Below are 16,083 nucleotides of genomic sequence, written 5' to 3'. Positions count from 1 at the left end.
CGTCGGTACTCTGCCGAGCGGGTGTGCTTCGTCTTCGAACATCGATGCACTGCTGTCGGCCCAGCCCCGGCAGGCAGGGTGGCGAAGGAGTAACGGCCCAGCATGTCGATGTGAGCGTGGCGGAGCGGCGACAGCGGGGAGACGTCGTCGTCGAGGACCCCGTGCCGGTCGGCGCGCAGAGCGTAGTCGGCCACCTGCAGGCCCCAACTCGTGCAGGAGTCCCAGTGGCAGACCACCACATCGGGGCGTGACGGCGGGTGGTCCTCGCACCGCTGGGAGGGCTATGCCTGGCCGTCGGTGCGCGCCAATCCCCGCGTGCTGGCCGCGCTGCCGCCCGGTCGTTCCCTGGTGTCGGCGAGGCCGACGTGTACGTGTCCTGGAGCGCCACGCCGCCCACGGCTGAAGCCCCAGGTGTGGCCTGCCGCGCCGCTCGGTCGTCCTGTCCCGCTCACGGTTCAGCCGGCTCCCGGGCGTACCACGCCGGATTCGTAGGCGTACACCACGGCCTGGACCCTGTCGCGCAGGCCGAGCTTGGACAGAATCCGGCTGACGTGCGTCTTGACGGTGCCCTCGGTGAGGTGAAGGAGGCCGGCGATCTCGCTGTTGGACAGGCCGCGGGCGATGAGCGCGAGCACTTCGCGTTCGCGTTCGGTCAGGGCGTCGGGACGGGTGGCGGATGTGGCCGGCTGGGGGCCGGTGCCGACGTAGCGTTCGAGGAGCCGGCGGGTCACGCTGGGCGCGACGACCGCGTCGCCGCGGGCGACCACGCGGATGGCCGACAGCAGATCGGGCGCGAGGGTGTCTTTGAGCAGGAAGCCGCTCGCGCCGGCGTGGAGGGCGGCGTAGACGTATTCGTCGAGGTCGAAGGTCGTCAGCATCAGAATCCGGACGGGCGTTCCGGAACCGTCCTGGGCGGTGGTGCAGATGCGGCGGGTCGCCTCGACGCCGTCCACCTCCGGCATGCGCACGTCCATCAGCACGATGTCCGGCCGCAGCTCGCGCGCCATCACGGCCGCCTGGGCGCCGTCGCCGGCCTCGCCGACCACCTCCATGTCGGGAGCGTTCTCCAGGATCATGCGGAAGCCGGTGCGGACCAGGGCCTGGTCGTCGGCGAGCAGGACGCGGATCATGCGCGTGGCCCGTCGGCCGGCTCGTCCACCGGCAGTGACGCCCGCACGGTGAAGCCGCCCCGGGCCACCGGCCCGGTGCGGAGGGTGCCGCCGAGCAGCTTCACGCGCTCGTGCATGCCGCGCAGTCCGTTGCCGTGGCGCGGGTCGTGTGGCGGGCCCTGCCCGTCGTCGGTGACCTCGATGTTCACTGTCGTGTCGCCGTAGGTCAGGACCACGTCGGCGCTCGCGCCGGCGCCGGCGTGCTTCATGGTGTTGGTCAGCGCCTCCTGGACGATCCGGTATGCCGTCAGGTCCACCGGGGCGGGCAGGGTGGCGGGGACACCGCTCACGCGCAGCCGCACCGGTGTGCCCGCCCGCCGTACCCGGGTCAGCAGAGCGGGGAGCTGGACCAGCCCCGGCTGGGGATGCCAGGCGTCGTCCACCTCGCCGAGCGCGCCGAGCGCCCGCCGCATGTCGGCCAGGCTGGCCCGCCCGGTCGTGACGATGGTCTCCAGGGCGGCGCGGGTGTCGGCGGGCCGGTGCTCCAGCGCGGCAGCGGCGCCCTGCGCCTGGATGACGATCAGAGACAGGCCATGCGCCACGACGTCGTGCATCTCCCGGCTGATCCGCCCGCGCTCGGCGGCCACGGCCAGCGCCGCCTGCTGGTCGCGTTCGCGCTCCAGGTCGCGGGCGCGTTCGCGGAGCTGTTCCAGGTAGGCCCGGCGGCTGCGCGCGCTCGATCCGATCGCCCAGGCGGCCACCAGCCCCGAGCCCAGGACGAACACCCCGCTCCAGGCGACCGGCCCGTTCTCCCGTGTCGCCTGCTCGGGCCCGCGCGGTTGGGCGTGGCGTACCTGGAAGACCGGGGTCGGCAGACCGGCGAGCCCCTGGTACAGACTCCATGCCGTGACGAGTAGCAGCAGGGCGGCCAGCACCGCGGCGGAGACGGTCCGGGTGGTGCGGGCGGCGACGGTGTACAGCACGATCAGCACCCCCAGATCGGCGATCATCGGGGGCACATTGGCGGCCAGGTGCACCCCCGCCGCCGCTGTGCACAGCGCCAGCATCGGCAGCGGCCGGCTCCGGCGCAGCGCGACACCGGTCACGATGAGCGCCGTCATGCCCCACCACACCCACAGGCCGGCCATGCCATGGGCGCCGGGCGCGGCGGCCACCGCGGCCTGCGGGTGGTTCACCGTCACGCAGGCCGCCAGCAGCCCGGCCCCCAGGGCCGTGTCCTGCACCGCCGCGCGGCGCACCCAGCCGCGCAGGACGGCCACACTGTGCTTTGTCATGGTTTTGGCAAGTGTAAAGTCCGCTCGCGTGCCGTCACGTCTGTCTCAGGAGGGATACGCCGCCCCGCGCGTACATCCTCGGACAGACGCGTTCATGTGACCGCCGCCAGACGCGGGCAGCGCCGCGCGACCACCAAGGTGATCACATGATTCGACGCGAACTCTCAAGGGCGGCCCGGGCGGCCGCTCTGTCCTGCGCGGTCCTGACGCTGGGCACCGCGGTGCCCGCCACGGCCACCACAACCACTGCGACCAAGCCGCTGGTGGGCGACGTCCAGCAGGCCATGGAGACCCTGGCCGGGACTCCCGGCGTCGTCGGCGCCATCGGCGAGGTGTACGTCGACGGCAAACGCGTCGGCACGGGATCGGCCGGCTCCCGCCTGCTCGGCGGCAAGGGCGGCAAGATCCCCTCCAGTGCCCGCTACCGGATCGGCTCGCAGACCAAGCAGATGACGGCCACGGTGCTGCTGCAGCTGGTCGAGGAAGGAAAGATCAGTCTGGATGACACGCTCGCCGACGTCCTGCCGGACGTGGTGACGAAGAACCAGGTGGAGCGAGCGGGAGAGATCACGGTACGGCATCTGCTCCGGCACCTCAGCGGCATTCCCGACTACATGCCGGTGGGCCTGTTCGACTTCACCACCCGCTACAGCCCGGCCGACCTGCTGGCGCTCTCGCGGAAGAAGTCCCGGACCGTCGAGATCGGGACCTACCAGTACTCCAACACCAACTACATCCTCCTCGGCCTGATCATCGAGAAATTGACCGGCCGCAGCCTGGCGACCGAGTTCACGCGGCGGCTGTTCACCCCACTAGGGATGAGGGACACCTACCTGCCTGTCGCGCCTCCTCAGGGAATCACCGGCCCGCACGGGCACGGCTACGCCCCCGACGACACGGGCACGATGCGCGACGTCGACCGGGTCAACGCCAGTTACCTGCTGGGCGCCGGGGGTGTGGTGTCCACCGCGCACGACATGAGCGCCTTCCAGCGCGCCTTCCGGCGAGGCAAGCTGCTGCCGGCGTCGCTGCAGAAGGTGATCATCGATCCGCCGGAGGGGCAGTCCCCGTTGCCGCCCGGCGGCATGTGCGGCGGCAAGCCCGAGATCCCGCCCGCGGTAGCGGGTAGCTTCCCCGGGTTCGACTCCGTCACCTACACGTCGGCCGACGGCCGCATGCAGTTCGCCGTGTCCACCACGCTGGCCATGTCCGACCGCGAACGTCAGGCCATGATCAACGCCACCCGGCAAGCGGCCAAAACGGTGTTCTGCCCCCAGGCATAGAGACGGGCGGCCGTTCCGGAGGGACGACCCGCTCGCTGTGCGACGGCGGCCACCGAACCGCCAGGTCTCCGGCGGAGGGATCCTCGACCGGGACGACCGTCAGCTCGACTCCCACATCGACGCCACTCGAGCGCAAGGTGGACTGGCGATACCCCTGACAAGGTGTGGCAGCGCCGCACCGAAGCGCCCCGGGGACCACGGGCCGGTTGAGGTCCCACCCGGCCCGGGGGAGCTCCACTAGGCAGCCGAGATTCGGAGTGCCTGACCCTCGCTCACGATGAAGGCCCGGCGCCGAACTACAGATCAGCGCCGGGCTCCCCGAGCCCGCCCCCGCCTCCAGGGGCGAGGCGCGGGCTACGTGCCGCGCCTGTCCCGGCCCCCCTCGGTTCCGGTGGTTCGCCGGCTACCCATGGGGTTGGTCTCGTCGGCCGTGCGCGAGGCGATCCCACCCGGTGGCTTCGTGCGCGGGTCCCAAGAAAGGATTCTTTTCGTGAATCGTGCAACAGCGGCCGGCCTGGCCGGCCTGGCCTGCGCCATGCTGACGCTGAGTATTCTGCCCGCCGCGGCGGACTCCGCCGCGAGCCGGCCCCGTCTGGGGGATGTGCAGCAGGCGCTGGAGGAACTGGACAAGACGCCCGAGGTGGTGGGTGCCATCGGCGAGGTCTACGTCGACGGCGAGCGCGTCGGCAAGGGCTCGGCCGGCACCCGCCTGCTGAACGGCAAGGGCGGCAGGATCCCGACCGGCGCACGCTTCCGGGTCGGCTCCCAGACCAAGCAGATGACCGGCGTCGTGGTGCTGCAACTGGTCAAGGAGGGCAAGCTCAAGCTCGACGACAAGCTCAGCGACCTGCTCCCGGAGGTCGCCGAGAAGGACCTGGTGGAACGCGCGAGCGAGATCACCCTGCAGCAGCTCGTCCAGCACACCTCCGGCATCCCCGACTTCTTTCAAGACAAGGTGGTCGACACCTTCGACTTCACCACCTACTACCCGCCGATCGAGCTGGTGAAGAAGACCCGCACTCTGCCCCGGACCCAGGAACCGGGAGAGAAGTTCTCCTACTCCAACACCAACTACATGCTGCTCGGCCTGATCATCGAGAGGTACACCAAGCACACCGTGGCCGCCGAGTTCGAGCGGCGGCTCTTCGATCCCGTCGGCATGGACGACTCCTACCTGCCCACCACGTTCCCCGGCGGCATCAAGGGCCCGCACGGCCACGGCTACTTCCCCGACAGCACGGGCAAGCTGCGCGATGTGGACCGGCACAACATGAGCTACGGCTACGCCGCCGGCGGCGTCATCTCCACCGCACACGACATCAGCGCCTTCCAGCGGGCCTTTGCCCAGAACCGGCTGCTGCCCGAAGAACTGAAGAAGGTGCTCATGGGACCACCGAGAAGCGCGCCGCAGCCGTCCGGGCAGCCGTCCGAAGGCGGGGGCGGCCAGCCGCAGCCCGCACTGCCGTGCGGGGGCCAGCCGGCGATCATGTCGCTCAAGGGCAGCGGCCCCGGCTTCAACGCGGTCACCTTCGTCTCACGTGACGGCCGCACGCAGTTCGCCCTGTCGGCCACCCTGGCCGTCCCCAACACCGACCAGGCGCTGGATCCGCTTCTGGTCAAGGCCGCCGAAGCGGTCTTCTGCCCGAAGGACTGACAACAGCGAGAAAACAAGGGCTCCGTCACGCTCATGGCCTCGACCTCCGTCATTGACGAACGGGCAGGGCCCTGACCGGAGTCGGCGGAAGCCGTTCTGACCGCCGGCGCGACGGCACTCGCCGCCCCCGCGATCGGCCATCGCCCCGCACAGGCGTACGAAGTGCGGGGCCGAGGTCCGACGGCGAGGTTTCCAGACTGTCAAACGCTCCGACATGACGCCGGGTACGTCCTCCGCCACGTGCGCGGATCGCCTGCCGTCCCTGCTGGAGCTCACGTGGAACGGCGACGAACAGCAAGGGGAGATGTTGACCGCTCGGCCGGTATGAGCCGGTCAAGCGGGTGGCGTTGCTGGCGTGCCTGGTGCATGTCGCTCAGGCGCGGGCGCGTGATGATCCGGCGCAGATGCTGTGCAAGCGGATGGCCGGCAACCTGAAGTAGGCCCGGGCGAAGCTGGAGGAGATCCGTGAGCAGCAGCGGGCGGTGAGCGAGCGGCTGATCGGTACCTACCACTCCTGGCGATGGGCGGGCTGTGCCCGCCGCACTCCGCCCCGCCCCTGGGTCCCTGCGCACCGGACGAGGTCGAGGAGCCGCCCGCGCCGTGGACCGCTGACCCCCCACCTCCTCACCGACCCCGGGAGCACCACATGACCGACCCCGTCATCGGCCGCAGGGCCTTCACGCTGGGAATCGTCGCCGGCACCGCCGCGCCGGCCGCCGCGACCGGACTGGCCGAGCCGTTCTTCGAGGAGGCCACCCTGTGGGACTCCTCGACAGGAACGCTGGCCAACTACCACGTGCACGGGCTCACCGTGCTGCGGGACGACACGATCCTCGCCTTCGAAGGCCGCCACGAGGTCTGCGACGCGGGCCCGCGCGACCTGCTGCTGCGGCGCAGCACCGACCAGGGCAGGACGTGGAGCCCGACGCAGGTCGTGGTGCCGTCGGTCGAAGGGCAATCCTGGGGCAACCCCGCGCTCGTCCACGACCGCACCACGGGCGAGGTGTTCCTGTTCTCCAACCTGTCGGAGCGTCTGCCGGAGAACACCTCCTGCTCCGGCGACACCGGCAGCCTGCTACGTGATCTTCAGCACCGACGGCGGGCTCACCTGGGGTCGGCCGCGCGTGCTCGACGACCTGTTCGCCCGCTTTGACTACGAGTGGGCGCTGCACTCCCCGGCCCCGGTCACGGCATCCAGCTCGACAACGGGCGGCTGCTGATGAACGTCGCCCACCGGCGGGTCATCGTCGGCAACAGCGTGGCCGCACGCGTTTTCGAGGGCCGCCAGGCAGGGGTGGTACCGAGGGGCGGAAAGGAAACGAAACTGCGCGAGTGACGCCACCGGCGGTGGACAGTGGCGTTCAGGTGCGCCAGGCAGGTGGCGTGAGCGTATGCGTCACTTGGCGATCATCTCGATGGTAGGGAAGACCCCACCCGCACAGGCATGCAGGCGTGACTGATCTTGGGTGAGATTCCCGAGACATTGGATGCATGACGAAGTTGCCTGCTGCTGCTGTCGCTGGTTCTCTTGCCGCCGGGTGCCTGGTCCTCGCCCCTGTCCTTCCCGCCTATGCCGCCACCGCGGCTCCCTCGCCGCAGTCCCGCCTTGACGTGCTCACCACCGTTGACGGTATGGCGGGCGCGTTGAGCCGGGTGCGCAGTCCCGGCGGGGTGAGCGTGACCCGGCGCTCCGGTACCGCTCAGCGGGGGAGCGGGAAGCCGATGATCGGCCCCCGGGGCCGGTTCAGGATCGCCAGTGTGAGCAAGCCGATCATCGCCGCCACCGTGCTGCGACTGGTTGATCAAGGCAAGATCGACTTGGACGCCAGGGTGGAGCGCTACCTGCCCGGGGTGCTGCGCGGCACGGGCGACGGCGCCGGGATCGACGGCCGGAAGATCACTGTCCGGATGCTGCTGCAGCAGACCAGCGGCCTGCCCGAGTTCCTCGACGGAATCGAGTGGAAGGAACCCTTCCCGGATTTCCTCCAGGCGGCGCTGACGCGCAAGCCCACGCCCCGCGGCTCCTTCGCCTACGCCAACACCAACTACCTGGTCCTCGGCATGATCGTGACCGCGGTGACCGGCAAGGACTTCCGCCAGGCGAGCCGGGACCTGATCCTCAAGCCGTACGGGATGCGGGACACGTACTGGCCGGCCAAGGGCGACTACGGCATCCGCGGCCCGCACGCCCACACCTATGGGGTGCACCCCGGCCACCCGCAGGACGGTGAGGTGGACCTGACCGACCAGCTGCCCACCTACCAGTTCGGCCCCAGCGGCGGCCTGGTCTCCACTCCCGAAGACCTCAACCGGTTCTGGCGCAAGGCCCCGCTGAGCACGATGATGACCCGGCCGGTGAAGATCGAGCAGGAAGGCTGGCCCGCGGGCGCCCACTACGGCTACGGCGTGGCCCGGATGAAGACGAGCTGCGGCTACACCTACTTCGCCGCCGGCGATATGCCAGGGGCCGCGGTGTTCAGCGGCCGGGACCGGGCCGGGCGCGCCGCCACCGTCTACGTCACCGGCGTGCCCGGCAATCGGCAGCACCTGATCGACGCCTTCGTCACCACGATGTGCGACCGCTGAGCCCGGGCGGCAGCCGCGGCTACTGGACCGGCGGGAGGCCTGCGGTTCTCCTGCTTGCCGGGCGGGATGGGGCTGGCCCCTCCCGCATTTCCGGTCCCTCGGGCGTCGGTGGCGGGCCGGTTACCAGGCGTATGCCTCGGGGGCCGGGCCGGGGCCGGGGAAGATCTCGTCCAGGCGGGCCAGCTCGCTCGCGCCGAGGCGCAGAGCGAGGGCCTGCAGCGAGCGGTCGAGCTGGTCCAGCGTGCGCGGGCCGATGATCGGGCCGGTGATGCCGGGCTGGTGGAGCAGCCAGGCCAGGGCGACGTCGGCCGGAGGGTGGCCGATCTCGTCGCAGAACAGCTCGTAGGCCGCCACCCGCTCGCGGTTGGCCGCCAGCCGCTTGGCGGTGAGGTCGGATCCCGAGGCGCGTCCGGTGTGGGTCTTGCGCAGGATGCCGCCGAGGATGCCGCCGTACAGCGGGGACCAGGGGATCACGCCGAGGCCGTACTCGCGGGCGGCCGGCAGCACCTCCAGCTCCGCGGTGCGTTCGGCGAGGTTGTACAGCGACTGCTCGCTCACCAGGCCGAGCGAGTGGCGTCGCCGGGCGGCCTCGTTGGCCTGGGCGATGTGCCAGCCGGCGAAGTTGGAGGAGCCGACGTACAAGATCTTGCCCTGTTCCACCAGGAGGTCCATGGCCTGCCAGAACTCCTCCCATGGCGTGGTCCTGTCGATGTGGTGCGCCTGGTAGAGATCGATGTGGTCGGTGCGCAGGCGGCGCAGGCTGTCCTCGACCTGGCGGCGGATGTGCAGCGCCGACAGGCCGCGGGTGTTCGGGCCCTGCCCCATCGGCTCATAGACCTTGGTGGCCAGGACGATGTCGTCGCGGCGCCCGCTCTTGGCCAGCCAGCGTCCGATGATCTGCTCGGTCCAGCCCTCGCCGAGGCGCCAGCCGTAGATGTTGGCGGTGTCGAAGAAGTTGATGCCGAGGTGGAGCGCACGGTCCATGATCGCGTGGCTGGTGTCCTCGGGGGTGTCCGGCCCGAAGTTCATGGTGCCGAGCACGAGCCGGGAGACCTGCAGGCCGGTGCGGCCCAGATGCGTGTACTGCATGGGAGCGACGCTAAGGTTTGACATCGGTTGGAACGTCAAGCTGATATGGGGCAGATCACATGCTCATCGGCGAGCTGGCGCGCCGCAGCTCGGTCAGCACCCGGCTGCTGCGCTACTACGAAGCACAGGGCCTGCTCACCTCCGTCCGGCTGGCCAACGGGTACCGCGACTACGCCGACGACGCCCCCATGATCGTCGCGCAGATTCGTGGTTTGCTCGCCGCCGGGCTGTCCACCGAGGTCATCCGCGAGCTGCTGCCGTGCGCCGCGGGCAAGCAGCCACGGCTGACCAGCTGCCCGGATCTGGTCGGCATCCTGCGGGAGGCCCTCCGGGACATCGACGAGCGCATGGAGGTGCTGGACCGTAACCGTCAGGCGCTGATCCGCTACCTCGACGCCGCCGAGGCCGGCCAGGTCCAGCCCCCCACTGTCACCTCCCGGCGTGGCGGCCGCCACCGCACCGTGCCCGTGCGGTGGAAACGGGGCAGACAGCCCAGTGGCGTATGACCGGGAACGTCTCCGGGCCGCGCGCAACCGTCTCCGGCCGCTGGCTCAGCCGCCCTTCACGATCACCTTGCCGAGGTCGATCGGGCGTCTGAACCAGCCGTAGGCGAAGCCGAGGTCGGCGATGCGCCGCAGTTCCGCGTGGTCCAGCCGGGCCGGATACGAGCCGAGGGAGAGCTTTGCGGCGGCCGCCTCGGTGATCCTCATGCCGCTGGGCATCGCATAGTAGGCCTTATCGGCCAGGACACGGTCAGGGCGGGTGCGAGGCCGCCATCCGGTTGCACGCCGGGCGCTGCCCCAACCCGGTCGCGGGCGTCACCGACTCCCGGTTGGTGCGCGCCGCGGCCACCGTCACCGGCCGCTCCCGGTCTTATGACGCAGGGAAACAGGTGCCGGGGAGAAAACGTCACCTGGTCGTGGACACTTTCGGCCTGCTCATCATGGTCATGGTCATGGTCACGGCCGCCGGACAGCCCGACCGCGAGGCCGCCCGGGAGTTGCTGGCCCGGCTGCGGATGCTGCACCCGCAGCTCACCCTCATCTGGGCGACAGCGCCTACGCCGGGACGCTGGTTGAGTGGGCCCGCCGCTTCCTGTACCTCACTCTGAAGGTTGTCCGGCCTGACCCACCCGTGGAGCCGGATCGAAGCCGCCTCCTCGGGAGCCGGCTCACTCGTCCGGCTCACTCCTCCGGCAGGGCGAGCGTGCGGGCCGCGTGGCCGGCCCACGCCGTCAGGAACGTCTCCCGGTCCAGGTCGCCCGGCGTGTGGCCGATGAGAATGCGCAGCAGCGGGAAGTAGGTCAGCGACGAGATGAGCACGGCGGCCGTGGCCTCCGGGTCGGCCGCCTCGGCCACGCCCGCCGCCCGCTGGGCCTCGATCCAGACGGTGCACTCGCGGTAGAGGGTGGCCAGCACGCCCTGCCACATCGGCTCGAAGATCTCCGGGAACGCGGTGAACTCGCGCAGCATGATGCGCACCAGGTCCCGGTCGCCGTCGATCACGTTCCACACCGCGTCCGCCATCAGGCGCAGCGCCTGGCGGGGGTCGTCAGGGACGTGCTCCACCACCTGCGCCCTCCGGCGCGCCATGGTGTCCAGGTTGCGCCGCACGGCCGCCTCCAGCAGGGCCTTCTTGGAGGGGAAGTGCTTGTAGAGCGCTCCCGAGCCGCCGGCCAGGCCGCAGGCGCGCTGGATGTCGGTCACCGAGGTCGCGCCGTAGCCGTCCCGCGCGAACAGCCGGATGGCCTCGTCCAGGATGCGTTCCCGGGTCACGCCCGGGGTCGTTCTCGCCATAGTGAGAGAGTACTCTCTTTCTATGGTTGAAGTGATCGTGGAAGAGACCATCCGCTGCACGCCACAGGAATACCTGGACTTCGTGATGGACGCCGAGCGCTACGCGGAGATCGACGACAAGATCGGCCCGATCGACTGGGTGCGTCGCGTCGGCGACGTCGTGGAGTTCAGGTTCCGCCCCCGACTGCCGGGCATCCCGGGCCCCGCGCCCAAGCTCGTCTCCCAGATGCGCCTGACCCCCGGCCGGCGCGTCGACGTCCGCTACGCGCCCCTGCCCCGCAACCGGCTCAACCACCTGCTGTCCCGCTTCAGCGCCTCCTTCGAGGCGGAGGCCGTCGCGGACGGCGTCTCCCGGGTGCGGCGCACGATCTCCATCGACTTCGCCCCGTTCCTGCGCTGGCTGCTGGAGCCGGCCCTGCGCCGCCGGCTGCCCGCCGACGTCCGCAACGAGGTGCGGGGGTCCAAGAGGCGGCTGGAGAGCGAGGAGGCCGGACCGCCGCCGGCCTGAGCCCTCCGGTGGCGGTCAGGCCGGCCGCGGCAAGCGACGGCGGTCCCCTCCCGCTCGACCATCAGGTCGGGGCACGATCGAGTCCTATCAGCGGCTCGGGGAACTGGTTCACCGCCGCCGCCGACACCAGTGACGTCGCCGCCGACGCCCCGCCGTATGACGCGCATGCGGGCGAGAGCCGGCCTCCAGCCGAAGATGGCCGAGCTCGTGCTCGCCCTGGCGCCGGCCGGGTCGACCGGGCTACGCAACGTGGGCCCTATCTGTCGTCAAACCCCGTCAGCAATCGCCATCGGATCTGATTGGATTCGCGCTGCCGTGAACCCCCGGATTGCAAGGGTTCATTGGACGCGTCGCCTGCCTGTCGGCCAACGATCGTTCGCGAACACCATTCAGCCGGGCGAGGAGGCCGGAGACCGGCGGAACACGGTGGGGGCGAAAGTTCGTGGGCGCCGGTCAAGTTCCCAGCGCGGCAGGCCCGGCGGGCGGCACGCTGGTCGACATGGCGACACCGGCCGATGGCCTGGCGAGCTGGGGGACCTGGTCGGCAGTCATCGCCGAAGGCCGACCGCCCCACCGTGCTGACCGGCAGCGATTGGCTGGGGGCGAGTTCTGCTCTCCGTTTCGGCTTCGGCTGTGTCTCGGCTGACCCTGTGCGTACATGCCCGGCCGGGCCGCCCCGGGCCGCGGGGGCCCTGAGTGTCCTCCGCTCAGCCGGCGTTAAATGCCTCGGCGACGGTCAGTGTGTCCTCGTACAGGTGCATGCGAACGATTCGGCCGTCCTCGACCGCCAGGTGCATGGCCACCGGTGTGGTGAACTCCTTGCCGCTGGCCACGACGGTGTGCGTGAAGACTGCCAGCAGCACCACGTCACCACCGTCGACGATGAAGCGCTCCAGCACAACCTCGCTCTGGCCGTGCGCGAAGTGCGGCCACATGGTGGTGAAGTAGGGGGCGACCTCCTCCCGGCGGGTACGGCGCCCGGTCCAGGGCAGCGCGTCGCTGCCGGGGACGTGCCAGTCGATCTCCTCGGAGAACAGTTCCTGGATGCCGTCGGGGTCCTGCCTGCCGAGGCGCTCCAGGAACTTCTCGGCCACGGTCCGCGAGGTCTGAGTATCTGGTGCCATCGTCCTTGTCCTTTGTCTCTTCGTCTCTTGAGGGTGTCGGTCGGGCCTCAGCCCTGGAACAGGAAGTGCTTGCCGCTCAGCGGCCCGCCGAGCTGCATGAGCGCCCCGCCTTCGCGCAGCGCGCCAAGGTCGACCGGCGCGAACCCGAATTCGGCCAGCACGTGTGAAGGGGGTCTTGGCGCTCTCGTCGTCACCGGCGAGGAAGACGACCTGGTTGCCGTCCTGGTGCCGGGGATCGGGAGCCATATAGGTGGCGAACATGGCGTTGAGGCCATGATCAGCGTGGCGCCGGGCAGTTGCTGGGCGACCCACTCGCTGCCGGTCAGCGGCGAGACGTCGGCGAAGCCGCGGTAGGGGTCGGACCGGGCGAACTGGTTGGTCATGTCGACCACCACTCGGCCCGTCCAGTCCCCGAGCCGCCGCCCGACCGCGGGGACCGCGCCGAACGGGACGGCGAGCAGGACCAGGTCGCCGCCGCCGCTTCTTCGAACGTGGCCGCCGAGGCGCCGGGCCCGATGGCGGCGACGGCGTCGCCGCGTGTGCTGGGGCCGCGGCTGTTGCTGACCAGCACCGGGTGCCCGGCGCGTGCCGCGTGGGCGGTCACGGCTTGTGCTGGTGCTCCCGCACCGATGGTGCCGATGGTCTTGAATTCCATGCGGTCACTGCTCCCCTGCGGTCCAGGCTTGGTCGGTTCAGCTTGAGCAATACGGTGCCGGTGCCGCTGGTCGGCGGCGCCGAGATGGCGCTCGGCAGCTCGTCGAGCGGGTAGGCGGCATGAACGGCGAGAAGGTGTGGATGCTGCGCGGCGATCTGGAGGGCGGCTCGCCGATCGGCGGCCCGGATATCCCCAGGGCGGGTCGCCCAGCACGTGATGCTCACCGCGCAGACCTTCAGTTCCCGCATGAGCAGCTCCAACGTCGAGAACGTCCACGGCCGCGCGGCTAGGTCGCCCCAGACGACCAGCGTCCCGCCATCGTCGACAAAGGGCAGGATCTCCCGCACGAAGGGACCGCCGTGCGCAGCGGCGGTGACCGGCACCGGCCTCCCGCCGACCGCCCCCTCCAGCTCGCGCTGCCAGCCGCCGCTTCCGGAGACCACGACGGGCACGTCCGGCCAGTTTGTGCGGACCGTTGACGCAGCACGGTCACTGCGGACGACGGCGACAACGGGCCAGCCACGGTCGCGGGCCTACTGAACGATGAGCTTGCCGACGGCGGACGCGGCCCCCGACACGAGGAGTGGAGAATCGCTCGGCGCTGCCGCGGCAGCCCTGCGCTCATCGACCGCACGGAGCACGTCACGAGAGGTGATGGTGTTGACGAGCAGGGCGCTCGCCGTTTCGTCGCTGAGGGAGTCCGGGACGGCTACGGCGGCCTCGGCCGGCACGGTGATGTGCTCGGACCATGCGCCCGGGGCCGGAAAGACCGCTACCCGATCGCCGACACGGAGCGCCGGCACCGATGGACCCATCGCAGTCACCACGCCCGCCGCCTCGGTGCCCAGCCTGCGCCCCGCGGATCCGTCCGGCAGGCCGGTCTCCGTCGCGACCAGATCGCCGCGGTGGACCGGGGAGATGCTGACACGCACGTGGATTTCGCCGGCCCGAGGGACCGGCGCCTCCGGCAGGTCCTCGATGTGTGCGACGGCTGCCGCATCGCCCGCCCGGTAGTGGACCACGCTCTTCACGACGCACTCCTTGCTGTGTCGAGGCCGTTGCCCCGGCGAGACGGTCGCAATTACGCGGCTCGGAGGCCCTGGAGCGTCGATGCGTCCCGCCTCGCCGATTCGCCGCCTAGAGCTGTGTGACGCCGCCGTCGACGAGCAGTTCCGCGCCGGTGGTGAAACTGCTTTGGTCGCCGGCCAGATAGAGGGCGGCAGCGGCGATCTCGTCGGGACGGCCGAGGCGGCCGAGCGGGGTCGGCGGGGCGGGCTCGGCCGCGGTGGGCCGATCGTCGCGCGGAAAAGCGGCGACGAGCTCGGCCAGGCCAGGGGTCTCGACAGGGCCGGGGGTAAGAGCGTTGACGCGGATTCCGCGGCCGGCCAGCTCAGCGGCCCAGGTGCGTGCGAGGCTGCGGACCGCGGCCTTGGAGGCGGCGTAGACGCCCAGGCCCGGGGTGGCCAGCAGGGCCGAGTTGGAAGAGATCAGCGTCACCGAGGCGCCGGCCGTCAGCAGCGGCAGCGCCTTCTGGACAGTGAAGACCGTGCCCTTGAAATTGATCGAGACAGTGCGGTCGTACTCTTCCTCGGTGATCGTGCCGAGCGGGCTGTATTCCCCGACCCCGGCGTTGGCCACCACAATGTCCAGGCGGCCGCTGCGGTTCGTGATCTCGGCGAAGACCCGGTCGAGGTCGCCGAGATCGGAGGCGTCGGCCTGGATGGCGATGCCTAGGGCTCCGACCTGTGCGACGGCGGCGTCGAGCTCGGTCTTGCGGCGCCCGGTCAGGTAGACGGTGGCGCCCTCGGCGGCGAAACGGCGGGCGATCGCCAGGCCGATGCCGCTGGAGGCGCCGGTGACGAGGGCGGTCTTGCCATCCAGTTGTCCCATGAGATTCTCCGATTCCTTAGTGTAACTAATTTGGTTACAACGGTGGCCGTGGAATGCGACCCCCCCGATCAGGGGAAGTCGACGGTTCGAGGTCAGGCGGCTTTCAAGACGTCCCGCAGCACGTCCTCCAGCGTGGTCTTGGCCAGCTCCCTGCGCAGGGCGGCCTCCACGTCGTCGTACACGGCGGTCATTGCCGGCCCGATGCCGTGGCCCACGACGCACTCGGGGTTCGGTGTCGCGCGATGCAGGGCGAAGACCGGTCCCGGTTCGATCGCCTGGTAGACGTCGAGCAGGGTGATCGCCGCCAGGTCCCGCGCGAGCATCCAGCCCGCCCCCGCCCCCCGCCGTGAATCGGCCAGGCCGGCCTTACGCAGCTCGCCCAGCAGGCGGCGGATCACCACGGGGTTGGTGTTGACGCTCGTCGCGATCTGCTCGGAGGTGGCGACCTCGTGGCCACGCCGCTGATACAGCCCGATCCATGTCAGGGTGTGCGCCGCGATGGTCAGTCTGCTGTTGGCACTCACGTCGGACTCCACCTCCCTCGCCCCTCGGCTTAGTCGTAACTGTAGCCGTTACAACCCTATGCGGCAAGTCCTGCGGAGCTGGCTGGACCGGCCTCGTCAAGGAGCACGCCACCCGCGAGCACACCAAGTGGTGCCGGACTCGCCCTTCTCCGACAGCAGGGTCAGCGGCCGTTCCCGGTGGGCCTCGCCATGCGCTGGTACGACTTCAACATCAGCAGCTGGGCCAGCAGATGCTCATCGCCGTCGGTACGGGTAGTAGCCCACTCAACCTCGTCACGGCTCGGCGCGAAGAACAGATGCAGCTCATGCGCGGCGACCAGCCGCTTGAACCGCGGATACGCGGTCCTCTCGATCGAGGTCACGACCCACCCCGCCCCGGACGACATCCAACGTCACCACCAACGACGCTGAGCCGAACGGGTGACGGGCGGACCCGCTCAGGCGTTCAAGATCATCCCGCGGCGGGTTTCCGGCGTATCTGGGTCATGCCCCTCTCACGGCCCAGATCCGGATGTCAGGGCTCAGGACCCGTGCGAGATATCCGGCGCAGGAGGCGGGTGACACTCCGGC

Annotated in this window: 21 protein-coding genes and 1 pseudogene; 9 read left to right on the top strand and 13 right to left on the bottom strand. The window is 70.4% G+C overall.

Annotated features, from left to right (window positions below):
- Positions 1 to 455 precede the first annotated feature (455 nt).
- Together AAH991_RS32350 and AAH991_RS32345 are read right to left on the bottom strand one after the other, a co-directional pair.
- A complete protein-coding gene (locus AAH991_RS32350) occupies positions 456 to 1,130 on the bottom strand; it encodes a response regulator (protein ID WP_346229720.1) in 675 nt (224 codons plus the stop codon).
- Positions 1,127 to 2,404, bottom strand: a complete 1,278-nt coding sequence (locus tag AAH991_RS32345) for a sensor histidine kinase (protein ID WP_346229719.1) — start codon at positions 2,402 to 2,404, stop codon at positions 1,127 to 1,129. The genes AAH991_RS32350 and AAH991_RS32345 overlap by 4 nt, the downstream gene beginning before the upstream one ends.
- Before the next feature lie 146 nt (positions 2,405 to 2,550).
- Here AAH991_RS32345 and AAH991_RS32340 point away from each other — a divergent pair, with 146 nt between their 5' ends.
- The 6 genes and pseudogenes from AAH991_RS32340 to AAH991_RS32320 all read left to right on the top strand — a co-directional run bounded on the left by AAH991_RS32340 (position 2,551) and on the right by AAH991_RS32320 (position 7,927).
- Positions 2,551 to 3,687 carry a serine hydrolase domain-containing protein gene (locus AAH991_RS32340; protein ID WP_346229718.1) on the top strand — a complete coding sequence of 379 codons (1,137 nt, stop codon included), beginning with the start codon at positions 2,551 to 2,553 and terminating at the stop codon, positions 3,685 to 3,687.
- A gap of 490 nt (positions 3,688 to 4,177) precedes the next feature.
- Positions 4,178 to 5,341: a serine hydrolase domain-containing protein gene (locus AAH991_RS32335; RefSeq protein ID WP_346229717.1), complete on the top strand. Its 1,164-nt coding sequence runs from the start codon at positions 4,178 to 4,180 to the stop codon at positions 5,339 to 5,341.
- 314 nt (positions 5,342 to 5,655) lie between these two features.
- Positions 5,656 to 5,856, top strand: a pseudogene (locus AAH991_RS40560) (hypothetical protein); the annotation flags it as partial.
- A 131-nt stretch (positions 5,857 to 5,987) separates the two neighbouring features.
- Positions 5,988 to 6,494: a sialidase family protein gene (locus AAH991_RS32330; RefSeq protein WP_346229716.1), complete on the top strand. Its 507-nt coding sequence runs from the start codon at positions 5,988 to 5,990 to the stop codon at positions 6,492 to 6,494.
- A 6-nt stretch (positions 6,495 to 6,500) separates the two neighbouring features.
- Positions 6,501 to 6,677: a sialidase family protein gene (locus tag AAH991_RS32325; protein WP_346229715.1), complete on the top strand. Its 177-nt coding sequence runs from the start codon at positions 6,501 to 6,503 to the stop codon at positions 6,675 to 6,677.
- 155 nt (positions 6,678 to 6,832) lie between these two features.
- Positions 6,833 to 7,927, top strand: a complete 1,095-nt coding sequence (locus AAH991_RS32320; protein ID WP_346229714.1) for a serine hydrolase domain-containing protein — start codon at positions 6,833 to 6,835, stop codon at positions 7,925 to 7,927.
- 120 nt (positions 7,928 to 8,047) lie between these two features.
- Here the strand turns inward: AAH991_RS32320 and AAH991_RS32315 are convergent, their stop codons facing one another.
- Positions 8,048 to 9,016 (bottom strand): aldo/keto reductase, encoded by a 969-nt coding sequence (locus AAH991_RS32315; protein ID WP_346229713.1) that lies wholly within the window; start codon positions 9,014 to 9,016, stop codon positions 8,048 to 8,050.
- Between the two features lie 59 nt (positions 9,017 to 9,075).
- Between AAH991_RS32315 and AAH991_RS32310 the strand changes: the two genes are divergently transcribed.
- The gene (locus AAH991_RS32310; protein ID WP_346229712.1) at positions 9,076 to 9,522 is read left to right on the top strand and encodes a MerR family transcriptional regulator; all 447 of its coding nucleotides are present in this window, start codon (positions 9,076 to 9,078) and stop codon (positions 9,520 to 9,522) included.
- A 45-nt stretch (positions 9,523 to 9,567) separates the two neighbouring features.
- Here the strand turns inward: AAH991_RS32310 and AAH991_RS32305 are convergent, their stop codons facing one another.
- Positions 9,568 to 9,726, bottom strand: a complete 159-nt coding sequence (locus AAH991_RS32305) for a hypothetical protein (protein ID WP_346229711.1) — start codon at positions 9,724 to 9,726, stop codon at positions 9,568 to 9,570.
- 71 nt (positions 9,727 to 9,797) lie between these two features.
- Between AAH991_RS32305 and AAH991_RS32300 the strand changes: the two genes are divergently transcribed.
- Positions 9,798 to 10,127 (top strand): transposase, encoded by a 330-nt coding sequence (locus AAH991_RS32300; RefSeq protein WP_346229710.1) that lies wholly within the window; start codon positions 9,798 to 9,800, stop codon positions 10,125 to 10,127.
- A 73-nt stretch (positions 10,128 to 10,200) separates the two neighbouring features.
- On the opposite strand, the gene AAH991_RS32295 is transcribed toward AAH991_RS32300, so the two are convergent.
- A complete protein-coding gene (locus AAH991_RS32295; RefSeq protein WP_346229709.1) occupies positions 10,201 to 10,812 on the bottom strand; it encodes a TetR/AcrR family transcriptional regulator in 612 nt (203 codons plus the stop codon).
- A gap of 22 nt (positions 10,813 to 10,834) precedes the next feature.
- Here AAH991_RS32295 and AAH991_RS32290 point away from each other — a divergent pair, with 22 nt between their 5' ends.
- Entirely contained in the window at positions 10,835 to 11,320 is a 486-nt protein-coding gene (locus AAH991_RS32290) for an SRPBCC family protein (protein ID WP_346229708.1), read from the top strand.
- 707 nt (positions 11,321 to 12,027) lie between these two features.
- Here AAH991_RS32290 and AAH991_RS32285 read toward each other — a convergent pair.
- From AAH991_RS32285 to AAH991_RS32250, 8 genes are all read right to left on the bottom strand, one after another.
- The gene (locus tag AAH991_RS32285) at positions 12,028 to 12,444 is read right to left on the bottom strand and encodes a nuclear transport factor 2 family protein (protein WP_346229707.1); all 417 of its coding nucleotides are present in this window, start codon (positions 12,442 to 12,444) and stop codon (positions 12,028 to 12,030) included.
- Between the two features lie 47 nt (positions 12,445 to 12,491).
- Entirely contained in the window at positions 12,492 to 12,827 is a 336-nt protein-coding gene (locus AAH991_RS32280; RefSeq protein WP_346229706.1) for an NAD(P)-binding domain-containing protein, read from the bottom strand.
- Positions 12,824 to 13,048, bottom strand: a complete 225-nt coding sequence (locus tag AAH991_RS32275) for a hypothetical protein (RefSeq protein WP_346229705.1) — start codon at positions 13,046 to 13,048, stop codon at positions 12,824 to 12,826. Before AAH991_RS32275 ends, AAH991_RS32280 begins: the two co-directional genes overlap by 4 nt.
- A complete protein-coding gene (locus AAH991_RS32270; protein WP_346229704.1) occupies positions 13,045 to 13,551 on the bottom strand; it encodes an MDR/zinc-dependent alcohol dehydrogenase-like family protein in 507 nt (168 codons plus the stop codon). Before AAH991_RS32270 ends, AAH991_RS32275 begins: the two co-directional genes overlap by 4 nt.
- 81 nt (positions 13,552 to 13,632) lie before the next feature.
- Positions 13,633 to 14,130, bottom strand: coding sequence for an alcohol dehydrogenase catalytic domain-containing protein (locus tag AAH991_RS32265; RefSeq protein ID WP_346229703.1), 498 nt, complete (start codon positions 14,128 to 14,130; stop codon positions 13,633 to 13,635).
- A gap of 106 nt (positions 14,131 to 14,236) precedes the next feature.
- Positions 14,237 to 14,989: an SDR family NAD(P)-dependent oxidoreductase gene (locus AAH991_RS32260; protein WP_346229702.1), complete on the bottom strand. Its 753-nt coding sequence runs from the start codon at positions 14,987 to 14,989 to the stop codon at positions 14,237 to 14,239.
- A gap of 92 nt (positions 14,990 to 15,081) precedes the next feature.
- Positions 15,082 to 15,513 carry an Rrf2 family transcriptional regulator gene (locus AAH991_RS32255; RefSeq protein ID WP_190191534.1) on the bottom strand — a complete coding sequence of 144 codons (432 nt, stop codon included), beginning with the start codon at positions 15,511 to 15,513 and terminating at the stop codon, positions 15,082 to 15,084.
- Positions 15,514 to 15,674: 161 nt separating this feature from the next.
- The gene (locus AAH991_RS32250; RefSeq protein ID WP_346229701.1) at positions 15,675 to 15,875 is read right to left on the bottom strand and encodes a DUF4158 domain-containing protein; all 201 of its coding nucleotides are present in this window, start codon (positions 15,873 to 15,875) and stop codon (positions 15,675 to 15,677) included.
- Positions 15,876 to 16,083: the final 208 nt, after the last annotated feature.

The organism is Microbispora sp. ZYX-F-249 (genome assembly GCF_039649665.1).
Classification (GTDB): domain Bacteria; phylum Actinomycetota; class Actinomycetes; order Streptosporangiales; family Streptosporangiaceae; genus Microbispora; species Microbispora maris.
This window is presented reverse-complemented; position numbering and strand designations above follow the sequence as displayed.